Source organism: Phaeobacter sp. HF9A, assembly GCF_011806385.1.
Lineage (GTDB): Bacteria > Pseudomonadota > Alphaproteobacteria > Rhodobacterales > Rhodobacteraceae > Epibacterium.
Map to the genome: position 1 here is coordinate 51,446 of NZ_JAATOX010000004.1, position 17,059 is coordinate 68,504.

General features: G+C 63.6%; 17 protein-coding genes. 7 read left to right on the forward strand and 10 right to left on the reverse strand.

Annotation, left to right across the window (positions count from 1 at the left end; all coding sequences use genetic code 11):
* The first annotated feature begins 15 nt into the window (after positions 1-15).
* Complete coding sequence (locus tag HCZ87_RS01225) at positions 16-612, forward strand: hypothetical protein (protein ID WP_167641945.1); 597 nt, start codon at positions 16-18, stop codon at positions 610-612.
* On the opposite strand, the gene HCZ87_RS01230 is transcribed toward HCZ87_RS01225, so the two are convergent.
* From HCZ87_RS01230 to sctW, 9 genes are read right to left on the reverse strand one after another with little or no spacing between them, the layout of a single operon-like run.
* Entirely contained in the window at positions 609-1,238 is a 630-nt protein-coding gene (locus HCZ87_RS01230; protein WP_167641946.1) for a hypothetical protein, read from the reverse strand. The genes HCZ87_RS01225 and HCZ87_RS01230 overlap by 4 nt on opposite strands.
* Positions 1,235-1,795 carry a hypothetical protein gene (locus HCZ87_RS01235; protein ID WP_167641947.1) on the reverse strand — a complete coding sequence of 187 codons (561 nt, stop codon included), beginning with the start codon at positions 1,793-1,795 and terminating at the stop codon, positions 1,235-1,237. Before HCZ87_RS01235 ends, HCZ87_RS01230 begins: the two co-directional genes overlap by 4 nt.
* On the reverse strand, positions 1,788-2,231 hold the full coding sequence (locus HCZ87_RS01240; protein ID WP_167641948.1) for a hypothetical protein: 444 nt from the start codon (positions 2,229-2,231) through the stop codon (positions 1,788-1,790). The genes HCZ87_RS01235 and HCZ87_RS01240 overlap by 8 nt, the downstream gene beginning before the upstream one ends.
* Before the next feature lie 39 nt (positions 2,232-2,270).
* On the reverse strand, positions 2,271-2,804 hold the full coding sequence (locus tag HCZ87_RS01245; RefSeq protein ID WP_167641949.1) for a hypothetical protein: 534 nt from the start codon (positions 2,802-2,804) through the stop codon (positions 2,271-2,273).
* A gap of 1 nt (position 2,805) precedes the next feature.
* The gene (locus tag HCZ87_RS01250) at positions 2,806-3,660 is read right to left on the reverse strand and encodes a hypothetical protein (protein ID WP_167641950.1); all 855 of its coding nucleotides are present in this window, start codon (positions 3,658-3,660) and stop codon (positions 2,806-2,808) included.
* A gap of 22 nt (positions 3,661-3,682) precedes the next feature.
* Complete coding sequence (locus HCZ87_RS01255; protein WP_167641951.1) at positions 3,683-4,690, reverse strand: hypothetical protein; 1,008 nt, start codon at positions 4,688-4,690, stop codon at positions 3,683-3,685.
* Positions 4,680-5,258: a hypothetical protein gene (locus tag HCZ87_RS01260; protein WP_167641952.1), complete on the reverse strand. Its 579-nt coding sequence runs from the start codon at positions 5,256-5,258 to the stop codon at positions 4,680-4,682. The genes HCZ87_RS01255 and HCZ87_RS01260 overlap by 11 nt, the downstream gene beginning before the upstream one ends.
* 55 nt (positions 5,259-5,313) lie before the next feature.
* Positions 5,314-5,694, reverse strand: a complete 381-nt coding sequence (locus tag HCZ87_RS01265) for a hypothetical protein (protein WP_167641953.1) — start codon at positions 5,692-5,694, stop codon at positions 5,314-5,316.
* 9 nt (positions 5,695-5,703) lie between these two features.
* Positions 5,704-6,894, reverse strand: coding sequence for a type III secretion system gatekeeper subunit SctW (gene sctW, locus HCZ87_RS01270; protein WP_167641954.1), 1,191 nt, complete (start codon positions 6,892-6,894; stop codon positions 5,704-5,706).
* A 62-nt stretch (positions 6,895-6,956) separates the two neighbouring features.
* Here sctW and sctT point away from each other — a divergent pair, with 62 nt between their 5' ends.
* Positions 6,957-7,832 carry a type III secretion system export apparatus subunit SctT gene (gene sctT / locus HCZ87_RS01275; protein ID WP_167641955.1) on the forward strand — a complete coding sequence of 292 codons (876 nt, stop codon included), beginning with the start codon at positions 6,957-6,959 and terminating at the stop codon, positions 7,830-7,832.
* A 19-nt stretch (positions 7,833-7,851) separates the two neighbouring features.
* Here the strand turns inward: sctT and HCZ87_RS01280 are convergent, their stop codons facing one another.
* Positions 7,852-10,158: a secretin N-terminal domain-containing protein gene (locus HCZ87_RS01280; RefSeq protein ID WP_167641956.1), complete on the reverse strand. Its 2,307-nt coding sequence runs from the start codon at positions 10,156-10,158 to the stop codon at positions 7,852-7,854.
* 305 nt (positions 10,159-10,463) lie between these two features.
* On the opposite strand from HCZ87_RS01280, the gene HCZ87_RS01285 reads away from it, so the two are divergent.
* The 5 genes from HCZ87_RS01285 to repB all read left to right on the forward strand — a co-directional run bounded on the left by HCZ87_RS01285 (position 10,464) and on the right by repB (position 16,914).
* A complete protein-coding gene (locus HCZ87_RS01285; RefSeq protein WP_167641957.1) occupies positions 10,464-13,127 on the forward strand; it encodes an EscD/YscD/HrpQ family type III secretion system periplasmic domain-containing protein in 2,664 nt (887 codons plus the stop codon).
* Positions 13,128-13,268: 141 nt separating this feature from the next.
* Entirely contained in the window at positions 13,269-13,895 is a 627-nt protein-coding gene (locus tag HCZ87_RS01290; RefSeq protein WP_167641958.1) for a hypothetical protein, read from the forward strand.
* A 4-nt stretch (positions 13,896-13,899) separates the two neighbouring features.
* Positions 13,900-14,274, forward strand: a complete 375-nt coding sequence (locus tag HCZ87_RS01295) for a hypothetical protein (RefSeq protein ID WP_167641959.1) — start codon at positions 13,900-13,902, stop codon at positions 14,272-14,274.
* 431 nt (positions 14,275-14,705) lie between these two features.
* Positions 14,706-15,950 (forward strand): plasmid partitioning protein RepA, encoded by a 1,245-nt coding sequence (gene repA / locus HCZ87_RS01300; protein WP_254868479.1) that lies wholly within the window; start codon positions 14,706-14,708, stop codon positions 15,948-15,950.
* The gene (repB, locus tag HCZ87_RS01305; RefSeq protein WP_167641960.1) at positions 15,940-16,914 is read left to right on the forward strand and encodes a plasmid partitioning protein RepB; all 975 of its coding nucleotides are present in this window, start codon (positions 15,940-15,942) and stop codon (positions 16,912-16,914) included. Before repA ends, repB begins: the two co-directional genes overlap by 11 nt.
* Positions 16,915-17,059: the final 145 nt, after the last annotated feature.

The following is a 17,059-nucleotide window of genomic DNA, read 5'->3' on the forward strand; positions in this document are numbered from 1 at the left end:
CGCTGGTTGCCGGACATGGCTGCCAATGTTCTGGTTGTGGCCATCGTGGCGCTGACCCTAGTCGCCGTCCTGCCCCGCCCCCAACAAAGCACCGGTCACAGCCAGCCGCCACAAGGCCCCGACGCCTTGGTCGATGCGCTTTGGCTGCGGCTCCATCCGGGCACGGCCGCGATCTATGATCTGGATGACAGCGGGCTGCACCTTGTGTCCTCTGCGACGGACGCACGGCAAGCTGCGCTCCTGTTCGTCTTGTCGCAGCGCCACTATGATCAAGTGCCCGCGCGCCTGCGCCAGACCGGCGCCACCTGGATCGAAATCACCGTTCCAGAGGGGCTGGGCACCCAAAAGGGATGGCGGGCAGGGTTTCTCGCACTGGGAACGGGCGCCGTTTCACGGGCGGATTTCACGCTCCGTCTTGCGGATTTGCTGCAACAGGGCGCGGGACCGACCACCGCCCAGGCGCTGCGACTGCCACCGGCATCAACAGATCAGCGCCTGTTGCCGCGGGTGCAGATCCTTTTGGCGCGGCTTGGCAACGGGGTCGGGTTCCTGATCGGTCTTGGCGCCCTGATGGTCCTGCATCGCAGACTGAAACGGCGCAGCGCAGGCTAAAGCCGATAGCGCCGCCGCCGCGAGCCGGGCCCCTTTGGCGATGGCGTCGCCAAGGCGAGCTCCTCGGCGACCCGCCGCCCCGCTTCGGTCAGATCCAGCGCCTCCCTGACCGCCTGCGCCACCGTGCCAAGCGCCTGCATCAAGGCGCGGAACACATCCTCGGCCTCCGCCGGATCAAGCTGCTCAAGGTCCCGCAACAGTTTGCGAAGCCGCGTCAGGGCCTGCCGATAGGGGGCCATCAGGCTGGCCACATATTGCGCTCGCTCTTCTTCGCTTGCCTCCGCCTGCACAGGCTTCACAGGCAAAGCCACCTCGCCGCCGCGCACCATACTGTCGGCAAAGGGCCAGCCGGGGATCATGGCCGCATTCAGCACCACGAGGGTTTCGATGAAATCGGTCGCGCTCGACACGCCAAGGCTCGACCAGTCCACCGGCGGGACAAGCTCGGCGAGGCTCAGGGCCGGGTCGGGCGGCGCGGGCTCCATGGCCTCCAGTCGCTGCGCAACCAGATCGGACAGCCCGTCGGCGATCTCGTCTGCCTCGATGTCCGCCTCGGCGTCCAGACGGTCGATCTCGATCTGTAGGACCGCCTGCAACAGATCAGAGATGCCGCCCGCCGCGCTCATCTGCGACCTTTGGCCTGGCTTTGCTGTTGGGCCTCTATCGCAAGCGCGAGTTTTCGCATCTCCGGGATCAGCCGGAGCCGCGCGGCGGTTTCCGGCAGCGCGACAAAGCGGTTCAGATAGCCCTGCGCCACCGACCAGTTCCGCAGCTGACAGGTCAGCTCTGTCAGGTGAAACAACACGGCAGGATCGTCCGGGGCGATCGCCTCGGCCTTGAGAAAGGCGGATTGCGCGGTCTCATACTCCTGAAGGCGGCGCAAACAAATCCCCAACCCCAGCCAATGATCGCGTATCTCAGGCGCAATCAAGGTCAGGGCCAGAAACAGGCTCTGCGCGGTGCCGACATCGCCGGCGTTAAAACGCGCAAAGGCCATCGCATAGAGCAGGTCGGTGACCTCTTTCGGCAGATGCAGCGCCTCAAGCAGGCTCTGCCCCTCGGCCAGGGCATCAAACACCTGGTCAAAGGCAAAACCGGTCTGCCCGGCCAGCTCGGCCAGCGCCTGACGCATCGCGTCCTTCTCCGCCGGGTTCAGCCCCCTTGTCAGGTCGAGATCAGTCATGATCCTCCGCCAAGGCCGCAAGACAGCCCTCCGCCAGGGTCGCGATACGGGCCTGCGCCTTGTCGTCGGGCAGCGCCCGCGCACAGCTCAGCGCCTCGGCAAAATCCTCTCTTGCGGCGGCCCTGTCCTCCAGGGCCAGACAGGCGCGACCGGATAGCAGATAGCCATCGGCACCTTTGGCATCAAACGCGATGGCGGCACTCGCGGCCTGAAGCGCCAGGGCAGGTTGATCGGCCAGCAGCGCCGCTTCGGCCAGGCCGATCTGGAAATCGCGGTTGTCTGGGCAGGCCAGAACAAGCTGCGCAAAAAGCCGCATCGCCTCTTCCGCCTGCCCCGATCCCAGTTTCTGCGCCGCCTTGCGGGCAATGGGCAAAAGATCGGTGCTGGACAGGCCAAAACGGGCGGCAAGCCCGGTGGCAGCAGTTTCGTTCGACATATCGGGTATTCCGTAGCAAGTGAGTTCGGCGCAGATCAATCAGGGCTGGAAGATGACCATCTCGCCAGGGTCGGACGCGTCGCTTTGCGGCGCCAAAGCCGGTTCGACCCTGGCGCCGGATGATGTGATGACGTCACCGGCATAGCTGCGCCATTGCATGAGATCACGCAGCGCATCGACGGCCTCGCCCGCATCGCGGATTGCGATCTCCGCCGAGACCGGTTCGGGCGCATGATCTGGCCGCGACAGCGCCTGAAGCCGCGCGCCATCCCGGCCCGCCGGAAAGACGAGCACGGCGCGATTGAAGGCGGCCAGCCCGAGCGACAGCTCCAGCAGGCGTGACAATTGCTGTTCGCACAGATGCGGATCCTCGCCGAGCTGGCCAATCACCGCCCGCAGCCGCAGCCCCATTCCGTCCGGTGTGCGTTCGATTTCGACAGGCGTGTCCTCAAGCTCGAACGTGTAGAGATCCCCGATCACCTCAAGCGGCGCCGGCAAGCCAAGCACCCGCCAGATGCGCGCCACCGCGTCCGAAACCTGGGGGCCGGCGGAGAGGCTGGAACGATCCTGCATCTCAGACCCGCGTGGTCATGGCCATCCGGTCGACTTCGGATTGCTGCATGTCCTTGAGGAACTGGATGATCGAGCGCACGAGTTCCTTGAAATCGTCCATCACGGTCTTTGCAAGATCGGCATTGGATTGCTCGGTCTGGGATTTTGCGGCCAGTTCCTGCCCGTCCGCTTCGACGTTCTTTGTGATCATGCCGCCGGTGGCTTCGCCCGAGGTATTGCTCAATCCGATCATGCCCGACACCGATTGCGACTTGGCCGCGACGGTCTGGGCCTTGGTGTTCAGCGCGGTCGCGGCCTCTGCGGTTCCGTTGGCGCCGGTCTCGGCGGCGTCGGCGGCGATTTTGCCGGCCTTGGCCGCCCCGGCAAAGGACACCCCGGCAGAGGCGGCAGAGGCCGCAACCGACACGACCGAGACAACCAGCTGAGTCACCGCGGACGTGCGCATGGTCTCCGCCTGCCCTTCAAGGTCGGAACGCGCCTGATCGCGTGCGTTCATCCGTTGATCCAGCGCATTCTGGCGCCCCATGGCGGCGAATTCGATCAACAGGGCGCCCAAATCCTTCGAGGCACCCATTTCGCCCAGAATACCGTTCAGAACCTCCATCGGGTCGGCGCCGGAGCTGATCATTTGCTCGATGGCGGATTGCAACCGGCCAAGGCTCTCGCCGAGATCGAAATTCTCCGGCGTGTCAAAAGCCGCGCCCGTGCCTTGCGCCGCCTCGAACTGCGGCAGGATCGGCGCGGAGCCGCTGCCGCCTATCGTACCAAGACCGGTGCCCTGGGCGCCCTCGGCCTCCTGGGTTTGCGGGCTCTGGATGACCGTGCTGCCGGTTGTCGTGATGGATGAAATAGCCATTTCGGGATCCTTTCAAATACGCCTATCCGGCAAAGCGGGTTCTTGACAGGCTGTCGCCGGTGTCACGTTGCAGGGAGGTGATGCTGTCCAGAAGCGCGTTGAACTGCTCGTTGGATTTCGCAACAAATTCCATCACCTGATCAATAAGGTCGTCGCCCTGTTGCATGGCCGCCTGGGTCTCCTGGGTCTGGGCCCGCATCTCGGTGGCGTCGGATTTGATCGCATTCGCCACGAGGTTGACCGTGCTGGTGGCCACCGCCGAGGTCCCCGCCACGGCGGCATTCACCGCATTGACCAGCGTGATGGCCGAGGCGATCGCCGCCGGGGCCGCCGCCCCGCCCGAGAGCGCCGCGCCCACGACCGAAGAGGCAAGCGCCCCGACCGCCAGCGTGATATTCGCCGCCATATCCAGCGCTGCGGCCGTGTCGCGGTCCACGCCCATCGCCTCCAGGACCGTACCGCTCAGGCCCATGCCGCTGTCCGATGCGCCGGCCACCATTCCGTTGATCGCGCTGGCGGCCATGAATATGCCGCCAACCACCATGGCGCCGCCCAGAACCTGTAGCCCGGGCACGGCGGCGACAACGGTGCCAACCGCAATCATTGCAGCCGCGCCAACGGCGGCGGCGATCGAGCCGACGATCGAACTCACGCGGCCGGTATCATGGGCGACTTCGGCATCGTCCATCTTGCCTTGCGCGGAGTCCAGCTTCTCGCGGTTTTCCTGAATTTGCTGGCGCTTGGCTTCCTGTTCGTTGCTCAGCCGATCAAGGTCGGCCTCGCCTTTGGCGTCCTGCATCTTTTGGGCGATTTCAGCGAGCCGCGATTCAAAATCGGTGCCCAGATCGGTGGGCGCAAAGGCGGCCAGCCCTTCCAGCATGCTGGCATAGCTGGGCCGTTGGGCGCTGTCGGCGTCCGGCACCGGCCCCGAGGCCGCGGCAGAGCCGGTCGATTTCGCGCCTGACTTCTTGCTGTCGTCCTGCTGTGTGGTGATCTGTGCCGTCAGACCTGCCTGTGTCTCAATCCGCATCCTGCTCGCCCGCCTTCCTGTCTAGCAATGCAATCCGTCCCTCGGCAGAAGCGCGCGAGGTCTGCGTGCCATGCCCTTTTTCCGCCTCCGCCAGCGCCAGCCGGAACGCATCCAGCGCCGCCTCGCGGTCGCCTTCGGCCAGCAAACATTCCCCCAGCCGCATCAGCCCCTCGGGGTTGGTGGCATCCAGCGCCACAAAGGTGGCAAAGGCATCGCGCGCCGCGCGCGCATCGCCCTGTTGCTGAAGACAGGCGCCGAGGCAGTAGTGATTGCGCCCTTCCAGCGGATCAATCAGCACCAGATGCGTAAAGATCACCCGCGCCCGTTCAAAATGAGCCTGGGTCAAAAGCCCGTAGCCATAGCCGTAAAGCACATCGAGATCGTCGCGGCTCAGCCCCTGGATCTGCGCCAGGGTGCGCCCCTCTTTCAGACCCTGGAACACGGGGTTCTCCGCCATTCCCGACTCTGTCTCGAAGGTCTCGACCGCGGCAATGATCGCCTCCACCGTCGCGCGATGTTCAGGCGCGTTGAGCGCGGTTACAAACGTGTCTGCATCAAACTGGGTCATGGCGCTACTCTACTGCCCCTTCCGGGCGGGGCGGGTGACATTGATCACAGGGGTGTCACCAGCCAAGGGACTTGAAACGGCCATCCAGATCGGCCAGCACCCCCTCGATGCGGGTCGGGTCGATGTCTTCCTGGCGCAGCCGCGCCACCAGCACCGGCTGATCGTATTTGTTGCGTGCCGCGTGGATCGTTTGGCCGTCGTCATCGGATATCCCGGCCAGCCCCGCCAGCTGCGCGAGGTTCTGCACCCCATCAAGCAACAGCCGCCGGGTCAGCGAAATCAACACCTCGCCGCTTTGCGCACTGACGATCGAAACCCGTCCCATTTCCTCGAAATCGAAACCGAAACTCCCGTCAGAGGCCGGCACGGCGGTCAGCTCCATGGCGTCGGCGTAGCGGCTGACGGCCGAAGCCACGTATCTGGAAAGATCTGTCATAATTTATCCTTAGGCGTCGTACTGGGCGTCTTCGGCGGCAACCAGCCGATCTGACAGCGAAACGAGAATACGCGACTGGCTCAATCGCGCGCTGTCTGATGAAAACGCCGCATCGGGCAACTGACCATGCAGGTCGCGCAAGAGGTTGGTCACCGCGACCGGCACCTCGGGAGGCTCGGCCTCATAGGGTTTCACCAGTTTCTCCGCCTCCGCGCGCGATGGCGTCGGCGAGGAGGTAAAGCCAAGCAGCCGCGCCGCGATCTCTTCGCTGTCGGGGCGCTTGACCGCCTGGCCGGGCGGAAGCATGCGGTCCAGCGTCATCGTTACCGAGGCGGTCATATCCAGCACGGTGCGCAGGGTCTTGAGTTTCGACAGCTCCGTCACCACACCGCCCAATTGCGCAGCATCGGTCGAGGGCCCAAAGCTTGAGATATCCGCCCCGGCGGTGGCGATGAAACTATCGACCAGCTGATCGTAATTCTGCGACAGGTCGAACTGCCGCAATGCGCCGAACAGCCGTCCCAGGTTGGGCGTATCGCGCAGCATCTCGCGATAGGAATTGCGATAGGCTTCGGGATCGGTGCCAATCTCGCCGGCCATTTTCTGCGCCTGCCCGGCCGAGGCAAAGCCGGCCCGGATCTCGCGCGCGACATCCGGCTGACGCATCTCCTGGCGCAGCGTATCCAGAACCGCCACATAGCCCGCGGAGGCGCCGGATTGCACCGCGTTCTCGCGGATGGTTTCAAGCGCGGCGAACTGGTGGGTGATATCGTCATCAAAGGCTTGCAGCAATTCGCGCAGGTCCTCGGCGGTCGCCATGCCCGACCCGCCGCCCTGTTGCTCGAACAGCTCTTCATAACCGGCGAATTGCTTTGCCAGATCGCGCAGCCGGTCCTGAGACGGCATATCGGGCAGCTTGTCGTAATATTCGGCAATCCGTCCCAGCGCCTCCAGGTTGGAGGAGGCACCGCGCCGCAGCTTCATCTTGTCGAGGTCACTCTTGCCCCGTGTCGCCGCCGCCATGCCCAGCTCTTCGAGCGCATCGGTAATATCGGCCTGCTGCGGCGTGGCCCGGACGCTTTCACCCGAAACGCGCGATTTTCCAAGCTGCTCGGCCATGACCTCGCTGCCAACCGGCGAGGCCGCATTCTGGGTGGCAATCTGGCTTTGGACGGTTTCGCGGGCGGAGGTAATGCTCACTTTGGAATCCTCATCTTGCTTGCCTTTGCCTAGCATGGGCGCGCAGACAGGCCCGGTGTCAGATGACACAATCGGTTTTCGCGCCCGGCGGCATTGTGGCAGGGCTAGTAAAGGACATGACCTTGGACCAGATCGTTGCCCTGTTTCGCGAAGGCGAGCACATGCTCGCGGCGTTCTTGCTGTGCCTGCCGCGCGCCTATGCCTTTGTTGCGGCCTCACAGCTTCTGTCGCCCACCGCGGTGCCGCGCATGGCCCGCAATGTGGCGATCCTGGTTATCGCCCTGCCGCTGACGCCGCTGGCCATTCCCTTCGCGCCCGTTCTACGAGACAATATCGGCCTCTTCATGATCTATTTCGCCAAAGAGGCCGCGCTGGGTCTGGTGATGGGGTATCTGGTGTTCTGGATGTTCTGGGCGGTGCAGGCGGCCGGCAACTACATCGACAACCAGCGCGGCGCGGCGATCGCCTCCTCCATCGACCCGCTTCAGGGGCACGAGGCGTCACCGCTGGGCCTGTTGTGTTCGCAGGCCTTCATCACCTATTTCTTTTCGGTGGGCGGCTTCTTGATCTTCATTCAGATGCTCTACCGGTCCTACGAGAACTGGCCGATCTTTGAGACGCTGCCGCTGACGGTCAAGGACTTCCCGCAATTGCTGCTCAATGTGCTGGATCACGGCACCATGCTGGTGGTGCTGTATGCCGGTCCGGTGATCGCGATCATGTTCCTGGCCGAATTCGCGCTTGCCATGGTCAGCCGTTTCGCGCCGCAGATCCAGGTGTTCATACTTGCGATGCCGATCAAGAGCGCGCTCGCCGTGTTCGTATTGATTTTCTACATTCCCCTGCTGTTCCGATACGCCCTTGGCCAGCAGGACCAGATGTGGAGCTTTCTGGATATGTTCTATGCCATCCTGAGGACCGCAAGCGAGACCCCCTGAGCCCCGCTTGCGCCGCCGCTTACTTTGCCGCCGACATCAGCTGTAGCTGCCGGGTCAGATCGGTCAGCTGGTTGGTGTTGCGGGCCACGCGTGGCGTCAGCAGGATCAACAGCTCGGTCCGCACCTGGGTGTTTTCGGTCTGGTTGAACGCATGACCCAGCACCGGGATCTTGCGCAACACCGGAACGCCGCTTTCGTTGTTCTCGGACCGCTCCTGAATAAGCCCGCCCAACAAGATCGTATCGCCCGACTTCACATTGACCTGGCTTTTCACGCTGCGCTGCGACACCACCGGATTGGACCCGGCAGCCGTATCGACAGACGCCGCGCTGCTGATCTCCTGGGAAATATCCAGCGTGACGCCATTGGACGGCGAAATCGTCGGCTCCACCTCCAGGATCACCCCGACGTCCTTGGCCTGAACCTCCTGCGTGACGACCACATCGCCACCAGAGTTGGAGGTCTGCGACGCCACCACATAGGGGATCTGGTCGCCAACGGCGAGCCGGCCCAACGACCCGTTGGTGACCGTCAGATAGGGCGATGAAATCACCTTGACGTTGGTTGCCGATTGCAGCGCGCTCAGCACCAGCTGGCGGTTCTTGTCCTTGCCCAGAATGGCAGAGAAACCCGCGCCGCCCCTGTCGGAGGCCGAAAGCGAGCTGGACGAGCGCAGCGACACGCCGTTGGTCTCCAGGAAGGCCTGAACCCCATACTGAAGCGCATCGTTGATCGTCACCTCGACGATGGTGGCCTCAATCACCACCTGCGCCTTTGGCGTGTCCAGAACGCGGATCACGTCGTTGATCCGTTTGAAATCCGAATAGGTTGATCGCACCATAAGCGCGTTGTTTCGCGTGTTTGCGGTGATCTGCACCGGATAGGTCGCGGATGTGCCGGTCACCGCCCGCGGATCCGGTGCCGGGGCGTCCTCGCTCTGGCCATTGCGCAGGAAACGCGGCGCGCTGGCACCGGTGACGCTGACTCCACGGCCCGAGGTTCCCGCATTGGCGCTTTCGGCGGCGGCGGCAATAATATCCGAGGTCTCGGCTGTTGTTTCGCTGCTGGCGCCCGGCTGGCCCTGTCCGGCAAAGATCTGGTTGAGCTGCTCCGCCGCCTCGCGCGCATCCAGATGCGCCAGTTGAATCACGCGCAGGCTGACTTCATCCTGGCTGTTCACGTCCAGCCCCATCGCCAGCTTGCGCGCCGCGTTCACCGCCGCCTGCGACTCCGCCACGATCAGCAGCGAATTGCGCTGTTCGATCGGCAGGAAAAAAGCGTCGCCAAGGCTGCGTTGCGCATAGATATCCCCCATCTGGCGCGCGACAACCGCAGGCGCGGCCCGGCGCATCGGAAGGATGGCGAGCTTTTGCGAACGCCCCGGACGCCCGGCGAGCATGCGCACCATGTCCTCGATGGACTCAAATTGCGACGGATCGCCCCGCACCACAATGCTGTTGCTGCCCGGCACCGCCGCAACCACATTGCCCGGCGGCACCAGTGATCCGGCCACATCCGCCAAGTTTTCCGGCACCGGCCCAGACAGTTCAATGACATAGGTCTGGTCGCTCTCAAGCGTGCTGCGCCCGCGCAGCCCGGTCAGCCGCTCCAGCTCCTCAGGCCGGCCGATATGATAGACCGAGTTGAAATACTGCATCAGATAGCCCCGGCTGGCGAGAATATCAGACAGAACCTGCAACACCTGCGACTTGGAAAATTCCTTTTCCGAGCGGAAGATAATCGTGCCTTCGACACTGTCGGAAATGATGTAGTTCACCCCCAGGATGCCACCCAGGATGTTCTCGGCGACATTGCGCAGCGGCTCGTTGGTGTAGTCCAGCGCAACCCGCGGCCCGCGCCCCAGATCGCCCTGCCATTCGCCACCGATGATCTGCTGCCTGCGCAGGGGCTCGATCACCAGCATCGAGGTGTCAAAATCAAATTGCTCTTCGGTGTTCGGGCCGGTCAGCGCGGGCTGGTTCAGCTGACGCGTATCAAGGTATCCGGTCGGCTCCGCCCCCCCGGCAGCGGTCAAACGCGGCGCCGGCTTTGCCGAAAACACGGTCTCGCGCAGGTTTTGCGCGGAAAAGAACCGCTTGAGGGCCGTGTCGTCCTGGGCGACCGTAATCACCTCCGGCCCGCCGCCGCGCGGATGGGCGGTAACGAGCTTTGGCGCGGAATCCGATGTTGTTCCGGGTCCGGTCGCGCAGGCCGCCAGCAGCAGGCACAGCCCGAGCATCCGCAGGTTTGGCGCACGCCAGCTGGCCAGGCCGGCGCGCAACGCCTCGGCTGCCACCGTGAAACTCCTCAAACCGTTCAAGCCCATGTATTCAACTCCTGCCTGGGCGGGCTTCGCGGCCGCCCCCGGATATGGCGAAATCGCCGTTCCTGTTTTTTCGCAACTATATCGGACTACCCTGCCGATAGAAGCGATCCGGCCGCCGCAGGCACGGCCGGCCTGTCCGCAAGTGATATTTGTCACCTGCTGCCGCACCGAACGGGACAACACATGGACCCGGAGCGGCGCTTTTCCTAATTTCAACCCGCGATATTCGGTTCGAGTCAGTTTGTTCCGAGCAAAGACCCGGTTGAATTCGACCAATACCACCCCGAACGGGGCGAAAGATCACAATGCCAGAAGCAGACCGCAAGATTATCCTGAAGCTCCTCAACGGCACGCAATCCGGCGCCGAAGTCGCCTTGCCCGACGGGGTTTACAGCTTCGGATCGGGCGAAGAGGCCGATCTGCGCATGATCGACATCGCCATGCCCGAGCTTCAGGGGCGTATCCGGGTGACGGGGGGCAAGATCGCGCTCCAGTCCCTGGGGGCATCGCTGGCCACCGCCTCTGGCATGGTGATTGATCCGGGCGGCGAGGACTGGCGCGAAATCGCGCAGCTCGACGTGGTGACGGCGGGCACGACGCGCTTTGCGCTGGGGGTAAAGAATGCCAATTGGGCCGAGCTCCTCTCTGACGAGGACGGGCTGACCGCGCGCCCCACCGCCGAGAACAGACCCGGCCTGGCCGGGCTCAAACATTGGAAATGGCCGCTCTCCGCCGCCGCCTTTGTGCTGCTGCTCGGGCTTGGCGTGGCCGGGCTTGCGTTTCAGTCCCCGGACCGGCGGCCCAGCGATCACGGTGCCACCAACACCCAGGCCGAGGTTGCCAGCCTGCGCGCGATGATCGCCAGCTTGCCGTTTCCGTCCGATCTCGAGGTGTCGGCGCAGGCCGACGGGCGGCTGATCGTGACCGGCTATGTCGCCGGGGCCGCCGAACGGCGCGCGGTCGAGAATGCCATTGCGGAAACCGGCCTGACGGTACGGCGGCGGATCTGGGCGCTGGATGCGATGCAGGCCGATATCGACGGCTTGCTGACGGCGCAGGATCCGACCCTCAACGCAGAGCTGGCAGCGGACGGGCATGTCACACTCTCTGGCGTTCATCTGGACCCCGAGGAAGCCAATTCCATCGTCGAAATGATCCGCACCCAGGTCTTTGGGCTCAGTGGCGTGACCAACAACATCAGCACCGCCGAGACCTACCTCGCGGAGGTTCAGGCGCTGATCGACCGTCTGTCGCTCACCAATCTGGTGATCGCGCGGCTGGACGGGATGCTGATAGAAACCACCGGCGTGATACCGGCGGAAAAGGCCGAAAACTGGGTGGGCTTTGTGCAGGTCTATGCCAAACGCTTTTCCGAAATCCTGCCGCTGCGCTCTTTCGTGGCGCTGGAAAACGCACCGCAAAGCACCTCTGCCGAACCGCTCGTCGTCGGCAACAGCGAGGTCATCGCCCCGCTCGGCGGCCGGCAACTCTCCGCGGGATCGCTCAGCGAAGGCAGCGCGCTTGGACCCGAGCAGGTCTTTGGCCCAACCTTTGAACCGGATGGCAACGGCGGCGGCGACACCGCAACCGAGACAACCGGCCCCTCGGCCCCTGGCACCGGCGGCGCAGGGGCGGCGCCAAACCGCACCAGCGTGCCGCCGCTGATCCAGTCGGTGATCTCGGACTACGCCGCCCGGAATCCCGCCGTGGTAGATGCCATTATCGCCTCGGCAAGCAACGGGCAGGTGACCAGCCTCAGCGCGCTACAATCGGGCCAGTTCACGACAGCGCCCGAGACCGCCGAGGCCAGCGATCCCCTGCCCCGCTCCGTCGCACCCGGCACCATTGCCGCCCTGATCAGCGACGCGACAGCGGCAACCGAGGGCGCCCCCCAGGACCCGACAGCGCCCGCCAACGGGTGGCAGACCAGCCCCGCCACAGAAGGGCAAACTCTGTCCACAGCAGTTGGGCAGACGGCGACCGCGGCGGAGCAACGACCTGCGCCCGCAGGACAGGCGCAGACCGCCGCTGCCATGAGCGGGCAGACTATGTTCCTGTCCGGGCGCAAGACCGAGCCCACAGCAACAGGGCAGATCGGGCCTGCATTTGAGGGGCAGAGTGTACCTCTGGCCGAAGGGCAGACCGAAACCCCCACCGCCACCGCGCAACAGCCCGGGACCGATGCGCCGACACTTCTTGGCGCGGGGGACGAGTATCAGCACTTCCAGGCCGGTTTGCCGAATTCCCCGGAAGTGCGCGCCCTGATGGCCGCCAGCAGCCATCTTTTTGCGCCGGGACCGGAGGGCGGTTTCGAACTGTCACAGGCCGCAAGCGACGCCTTGCCGGGGCTGAAGCAGCTCTCGCCCGACCTGCTGGATCTTGCCCAGCGACAGCAGACCGCCCTGCGCCAGGGTCAGACCTTCTTGCGAGGCCCAAGACCGCTCTCCGCTCAGCCCTATCGGCTCGAAAGCGAAGAAAGCAGATGCTGGAGCGGCAGCTCCCTTCATGCCGAGCAAATCCCGGCGGTGATGCTCTGGCTCGACATCCTGAGCCTCGGCGGGGATACGGATTTATCCGCTTTGGACGAAACCGCCCGGCGCGCCATCCTTGAGGCCGCGCTTTCTCCGACACGACTGCGGAGCTGCCTTCTGGAGGATCGCAGCCCGTTCTCGATGCGCCTGGAGGCCTCCTCCAGTTTCCTGGCGGAAACCAAGCGCAATGACCGCTTCGCCGAATATATCTTCAGAGACACGCCGCGTTTTCCGCTGGTCATGAGCGGCGTTGATCTCAGCGGGGATCGCTACGTGATGCTGGAAAACGGCCGCAAACTCTACGAAGGCTCCGCCCCGACGATCGGCAGTCGGGTGGTCTCGATCGGCGATCTGGGCGTCCTGCTGCGCCTCGCCTCCGGCTATCAGGTCGCGCTCTACCCCGAGCGGATGCGCTGGAGGGTCAGTGCCTCCCGCTAGAGCGCAAATTATGCCCGCATTGCTTCATTCTCGACTCGTCAGTGTGTTAAATGATAAGTTCAAGACGGTCGAACTCTGGCAGTGTGAAAATGCGAAATCATGTCCGAACCTTTGGTTCCATTCAAACAGGGATATGGCCACATGCTGAATGCCATGGTGGACAAGGTTCTGGATCCCGGAGCCTTGACCGACTTCGAGGATCTTATCATCCCCGATGTAACCAGTTGTCTTCTGCCAGAGGATAAGCCGCAGGATCTCGCATCCGCGCGGGCCGTACGATTCGAGAGCGGCCCCGTGCAGCTGGAGTTGGTCGAGCTTTTGGCCTTCTTGCGCCCGCTACTGAGCCCCGACCGGATGAGCGAGCCGAACTATTTCACCGGCTGCGAACTGGCCGCGTCAGACAAGAACGCTCAGGCCGCGATCGCCTTTCTCTCTGCCGCCGTGCACACAGAACATCAGGTGCCGTCTCTTTATGGGCTTGCCACCCAGATGCACGCCCTGGGCGAAAACGGCATGGCGCAAGGGGTGGCGATTTTCCTCACCCGGATCTGGCCGGAGGATCCGCGCTCGCTTGCGCTGCTCGGAACCATCGAGGGCGCCCTTGGCAATATGAAAGCGGCGCGCAAACATCTCTCGACGGTCGCGCATATGTCGCGCCGCAATCCAAAATATTCCAATGTGCTGCGCTATTCGCAGAAAAAGCTCATTCAGCAGCAATTCTCTGATCGCACCGCGCGCCCGCTTGCCGATGCACTGAGAGGAAACTGAGGCCATGGCTGTGTCCTCGCGGATCGCGGGCCTGCATGTCGGGGTCAACCAGATCGACCGGCTGCGGGTCGAAGATGACGTCCACCTGCCCCGTGAAAGTTCCGCCGCCCGCACGATCTTTCTGCCGCAGGTCCAGGCGCTTGATGCCATCCTTGCGCGTCACACCCTGGATGAACGGCTCGCGCTTGATGTGGTGCCCGACCGGATCTCGGCCGAGCTGATGACCCCGGTCGGCCTCAGCACCACCCGCGAGGATCTTGCCGCCCGCTTCGAAGCTGCGACACATCCCAAGGTTCGCGCCGCCGGTGCCCTGCTGCGCCAAGAAGCCGGCCTCGACGAAGAGGTGCGCATGGCCCTGGCCGAGCTGATGCAGGGCTGACGCCGCCGCGCCGAAAGACACAACGTAAACATCTGAAAAAGAACGGTTTAATTCTACCTTCCCCAGATCCGAGCCTCCCTGAAACCTCCGCACGATCAAGCGCAACCTGTTGCGCCATCAGAACACGCTCTGCGCTCCAACTGCTCCATCTGGTCAGAATAGGCTTTGCGCGCCTCCTTGATGGGCAAGGCGCACGACACGGCGGCTCATGGGTCAGCGCCGCCCCGGTACGGCCCGGCAGAATTGCCGATATACACAACACCGCCGCTCTCGACCACAACATGTGGAAAAAACGACTTGCCAGAATCGCGGTATATGCGCCATTAATTACGGAAATGAGTGAATAATACGCCCAAGTCCGTAACAAACGCTGTCCCGCTCAAGGGATGCCTCTCGGAGAACAGGGCCAGAGCAGACAGACCGGGACGATTATGGACGAGATTTCCACCCCCGCGCAAGATCAGGCAGACGGCACAGCGGCCTCGCCTGCCCCCTCCGCGCAGACCCGTATTGACCAGCTTGTCGGCGATCATGCCCGGCGACTGTCGGAACGCTTGCAGGCGCATCGCGCGCAGCTGTTCCCGCCGGATGCGCGGCGCAGCCTGCGCAAGTTCACCTCCGGCGAGGCCGCCGATCTGCTCGGGGTCAAGGACGCCTATCTGCGCAAGCTCCACCTGGATGGTCGCGGCCCCTCGCCAGAGATCCGCACCGGCGGGCGCCGCTATTACTCGCCCGAGGATATCCAGGCCCTGCGCGACCTCCTTGAAGCCGGCGCCAAGGCCGAGGGCACCTATCTGCCCGGCCGCCGCGAGGGCGATCATCTTCAGGTCATCACCGTCATCAACTTCAAGGGCGGCTCCGGCAAGACCACCACCGCCGCGCATCTGGCGCAGAAAATGGCGCTGGACGGCTATCGCGTTCTGGCAATCGACCTTGATCCGCAGGCCTCGCTGTCGGCGTTGCATGGGTTCCAGCCGGAATTTGATCTGCTGGACGGCGGCACCCTCTATGACGCCATTCGCTACGACGACCCGGTGCCGCTTAGTGATGTGATTCAAAAGACATATTTCACCAATCTCGACCTGATTCCCGGCAATCTGGACCTGATGGAATTCGAACATGAAACACCCCGTGCGCTGTCGCAGGGACATAGTGAGCTGTTCTTCACTAGAATAGGCGATGCCCTTCAGTCCGTGGAACAGAACTATGATGTTGTTGTTGTCGATTGCCCGCCGCAGCTTGGCTTCCTCACCATGTCCGCCCTCTCGGCGGCGACGGCGGTGCTGGTCACCGTGCATCCGCAGATGCTGGACGTGATGTCGATGTGCCAGTTCCTGCTGATGACCTCCAACCTGCTTGGCGTCGTGTCCGAGGCCGGCGGCAACATGAATTACGACTGGCTGCGCTATGTGGTCACCCGTTACGAGCCCGGCGACGGGCCGCAGAACCAGATGGTGACGTTTATGCGCTCGATGTTCGGGGAACATGTGCTCAATCATCCGGTGCTGAAATCCACCGCGATTTCGGACGCCGGCATCACCAAGCAAACCCTCTACGAGGTGGATCGCGGTCAATTCACCCGCTCCACCTACGAGCGCGCGATGGAGAGCCTGAATGCCGTGAACGGCGAAATCGAAGATCTGGTGCAGGAGGCCTGGAACCGTCATGGCGCGTAAGAACCTTCTGAAAGGGCTGATGGAGGAGGCCACCGCCGCATCCGCGACACGGACCGATGCCCCCTCCCCTGCCCCGGCCCCAACCGCCGACAACACCCGCGTGGATGTGGCCAAGCCGCGCTATACCTCCGGGGCGATCGGCGCGGTCAGCCAGTCGATCTCGGATCTGAAATCCCGCGCCATTCAGGACATTCCCACCGACCAGATCGACAGCGGCGGGTTGCAAGACCGGCTGGACGCCGATGACGGGCTGGCCGAACTCGCGGAGTCTATCGCCGAGCACGGTCAGCAAGTGCCGGTGCTCTTGCGCCCCCACCCCGAACAGGAGGGCCGCTTCCAGATCGTCTATGGCCGCCGCCGCGTCGCCGCGCTGCGCCGGCTGGGTCAGCCGGTCAAGGCGCTGATCCGGGTGCTGGATGACCGCGCGCTGATCGTCGCGCAGGGTCAGGAAAACAGCGCGCGCCGCGATCTCAGCTTTATCGAACGGGTGAATTTTGCCCGTCAGATGCGCGATATGGATTACGAACGCAAGGTCATCTGTGACGCGCTGAATGTGGATAAGACATTGATTTCACGCATGCTTTCCATTGCGGATCGCATCCCGGAGGAGGTCATCAACGCCGTCGGCGCCGCCCCTGGCATCGGTCGGGATCGCTGGAGCAAACTCGCCGAGCTGCTGGAACGGGGTCATGTGGAATGGGCCCCGGTTCTTGCCCATGGCGACACCTCCGACGCGCGGTTCGAAGCCCTGTTCAAGGCGCTCTCCCCACGCAAGACCCCTGCCCCGACGACGACGCTCAAGAGCGCGACGGGCGAACCCCTGGGCGAGGTGAAGCGCACCAAAGGCAAATCGGTTCTGACGCTCAAGACCGGCAAGGCCAGCGGTTTTGACGAATGGCTGATCGAGAATTTCCAGGATCTTCACGCCCGGTACTTGCAGGATCGCAAGACCGGCGGAAGCTGACCGCACCCGCGCGGTCAAATCTGAGCAGAGCATAACAAGACAGGAGGCACGACAAGGACAGAACCCAAAAACAAAGACCCCCCAGGACAAAATCCCGAGAGGCCTTGAAGGTTATGTAGCAATTTCACTCTAGGTCGAACAGTTG